Raw genomic sequence first — 2,750 nt, 5'->3', positions numbered from 1 at the left:
TTACAAGAATATCTCTGTCTGTCAGGCTGTGAATCGTCCTTGCCTTGGCGGGTTATGTCTGAGCTGGCACAGTGTGGGCATTTCACCCCGTCAGGCCAGCGAATCTGGCGTATCTGTTCAAAGCACTTGGCGTTGTCGAGGAGGTCATAAAGTTTCATGACACTTTTGTACAAGAAAACGTCTTCTATTCATAGTCAAATAACTCGTCCTCAACCAGCTCCCCAGAATCCATTAAGAGCCTAAAATTATTGCCATAGTTCTTACTCTTCTTTTTCTGGTTCCAGTTTTAAATTTTCTTATCATCCTTTTAGTTAATTCTAGAGCGAATAATTTATTAAAAGAACATGGTTTTAAATCTGGTCTTCTGGGCGTGAACATCAAAAAAATCGAGTCAGCGGTTTTATAAAATACAGTTAACCGTTTTATCTCAAAAAAACGGTCAACTCAATAAAATTACGAGCATTCAAGTGAACATAAGAAATCTAGCAATATGCCTGATAGAGCATAATGAGAAACTCTTTGTGGCAGAAGGCTACGACGACGTTAAAGAAGAAACCTTTTACCGTCCACTGGGTGGTGGTGTTGAGTTTGGTGAACTGGCTGAGCAAACTGCGGTTCGAGAATTCAAAGAAGAGATGGATACTGAGATAGAAGTTACCTCCTACCTGCATACCATTCAGAATATTTTCACTTTTAATGGCCAACCGGGGCATGAAATGGTCATGCTGCTCTCAGCCAGATTTAAAGACCTGTCCTTTTATGACAAAGAAGTAGTCAGCTGTATCGAGGAAGGCACCGACTTTGTCGCCAAATGGGTCAACAAACATGACTTTTTAGAAGGCAACAAGGTGCTTTATCCAGCAGGATTGACAGATTATCTTCGTAAAGCCCAACATCAATAGAACCTGCCCTGATGTGCTGATAAGTCCGAACAGATTCAGATAGAACAGTCGTCATCTAATGCTCAATGCTTCCAGCACTTTTAAGGTGTAAGCTGTGATCTATCAAAGTTATCAGGATATCGACAAGCAGTCGGTTATCAATAGTATGCACGGTATTGCCTGGGTAATGTTCAAGAATCACTCAATTGGCTTCAAAAATTTATTTTCTGTTGCTGAAGGTTTTTATCAGGAGATTGAGTCAAGGATAAAATCCGAAGGGAAAAGTTACGACATTACCATTAATACTACTCAGCTTATGGAAAAGTTATTTTCAAGATTTGGGTTTCAGACCATTGAGAGTCATCATAATGGCTTTGGTCCAGGCTTAGATCAGTACGTTATGAAGAAAAAGCTCTAACAATACTGAAATTGAATTCCATTCCACATCTCACTATCGGCGAAAGCCTATATAAATTGTACTGCATGAATATCCGAAGGTTCATACTTCGGGCCTTGTGCAATGCACCAAAGGAAGAAATCCAATTGCACCATATAATGTTTGATGTTGACGGCACTCTGGTAAAATCATATGACTTTGATGAGGAGTGCTTTATTCATGCGGTCCACCAAGTTCTTGGCCATAAAATAGACAACGACTGGTCAAAGTACCCCCACATCACCGATACAGGAATACTGGATCATCATCTTGCTAACCATGACCTTATAAAGCAAAGAGAAAGGATACACAGAGACGTTAAAAAGGTATTTACCGACAATATTCGTAACTATTTAGCCATTACACCTGCTCAGCAGGTTGAAGGGGCTTCAGACTTTATTGCTCACTTACAAGGCCTTAGGAATGTCAGTCTGTCTATCGCAACAGGCGGTTGGAGTGAGACGGCTATGTTGAAGCTCGCATCTGCCGGTATTGATGTCAGCGATATCCCTCTCGCGTCGTCCAATGACCATTTTTCCAGAACTCAGATCATGAAGATTGCCCTGAAGAGAGCAGAATTGCCTACCCATTATAATCTCACCTACTTCGGTGATGCCGAGTGGGACAAAAAAGCCTGTGAAACCTTAGAGTGCAACTTTGTGCTTGTTGGCAACCGACTGGATCATCACCAGAGCATCCCCGATTACCTCTCAATGGATAATGCCTTCCGATATCTTGGTCTTTAGTTCTTATGACACGATTATTTCATTGTTGCCTATGCAATCAGGTTGATCATTTCCACCTTTTTGAGCTCATTTCTTCATAAGCTGCCTGCTGCCGGTCTGGCAGAACCTGCCAGAGCTTCTCGGGTGTTGTAGAAATCTCATGCTCTACAGAAATCACCTCAGCCTTTGCTAAAGACCTTCCCCAGTACCATAGAAGCAACCCAAGTATCACTATTGTCAGTGCAATAATAAACATAAGACTCATAGTGACCTCCACACCCCTTTAAAACTTCATTTACGTAAAAATATTCAACCACCTTTTGCTCCCTGGTCAACTTAATCTAGCGAGGCACTCCGGCATTGAGTTAGCTGGACAGAGATTAACGGAATATGATTGTATATTAGACATTTTCAAACTACCTTTTTTGTTCTTACTAAGACCAAAAGCATGTCTTTTGGTTTAAGTATTTTCCAATTGAAAAATGAGCCTGAAGAAGAGTGCATGACTCCGGCCTCAGGCTGGTCGTTCATAGATGACTGTTAGTAAGTTCTCTCTGGCGTTTTGAAGCCTTCGTGCCGCTTCATTATCGGTCATGACATGCGCTTTCGCCTCCAAACTTTTCAGGGTGACTCCGCTCTTCAAGTATTGCTGGGCATCTTGCAGAGAAACAAACTTTTCATAGGGCGTCATCATATCTTCGTAACGGT

At 41.6% G+C, this 2,750-nt stretch carries 6 protein-coding genes; 3 read left to right on the top strand and 3 right to left on the bottom strand.

Annotation, left to right across the window (positions count from 1 at the left end):
• Nucleotides 1–158 (bottom strand): transposase (locus WG89_RS33115; RefSeq protein ID WP_172806884.1); only part of this gene is annotated, 158 nt, incomplete at its 3' end.
• 309 nt (nucleotides 159–467) lie between these two features.
• Here WG89_RS33115 and WG89_RS28045 point away from each other — a divergent pair.
• From WG89_RS28045 to WG89_RS28035, 3 genes are all read left to right on the top strand, one after another.
• Nucleotides 468–902, top strand: coding sequence for an NUDIX hydrolase (locus WG89_RS28045; RefSeq protein WP_281177730.1), 435 nt, complete (start codon nucleotides 468–470; stop codon nucleotides 900–902).
• A gap of 94 nt (nucleotides 903–996) precedes the next feature.
• Nucleotides 997–1,299 carry a hypothetical protein gene (locus WG89_RS28040; protein WP_062271020.1) on the top strand — a complete coding sequence of 101 codons (303 nt, stop codon included), beginning with the start codon at nucleotides 997–999 and terminating at the stop codon, nucleotides 1,297–1,299.
• Nucleotides 1,300–1,424: 125 nt separating this feature from the next.
• Nucleotides 1,425–2,063 carry an HAD family hydrolase gene (locus WG89_RS28035; RefSeq protein WP_062271018.1) on the top strand — a complete coding sequence of 213 codons (639 nt, stop codon included), beginning with the start codon at nucleotides 1,425–1,427 and terminating at the stop codon, nucleotides 2,061–2,063.
• A gap of 46 nt (nucleotides 2,064–2,109) precedes the next feature.
• On the opposite strand, the gene WG89_RS28030 is transcribed toward WG89_RS28035, so the two are convergent.
• Both WG89_RS28030 and WG89_RS31485 read right to left on the bottom strand, forming a co-directional pair.
• On the bottom strand, nucleotides 2,110–2,307 hold the full coding sequence (locus WG89_RS28030; RefSeq protein ID WP_062271016.1) for a hypothetical protein: 198 nt from the start codon (nucleotides 2,305–2,307) through the stop codon (nucleotides 2,110–2,112).
• A gap of 249 nt (nucleotides 2,308–2,556) precedes the next feature.
• On the bottom strand, nucleotides 2,557–2,750 hold a 194-nt coding region (locus tag WG89_RS31485), incomplete at its 5' end, for a hypothetical protein (RefSeq protein ID WP_216638471.1).

The organism is Endozoicomonas arenosclerae, from assembly GCF_001562015.1.
Taxonomy (GTDB): Bacteria; Pseudomonadota; Gammaproteobacteria; order Pseudomonadales; family Endozoicomonadaceae; genus Endozoicomonas_A; species Endozoicomonas_A arenosclerae.
Note: the sequence above shows the minus strand (reverse complement) of the source record. Positions and strands in the feature narration are given on the sequence as shown.

Bases quoted from the DNA above. Each gene is read 5' to 3' on its own strand.
- WG89_RS28030 (WP_062271016.1), bottom strand. From the start codon at position 2,307: ATGAGTCTTATGTTTATTATTGCACTGACAATAGTGATACTTGGGTTG.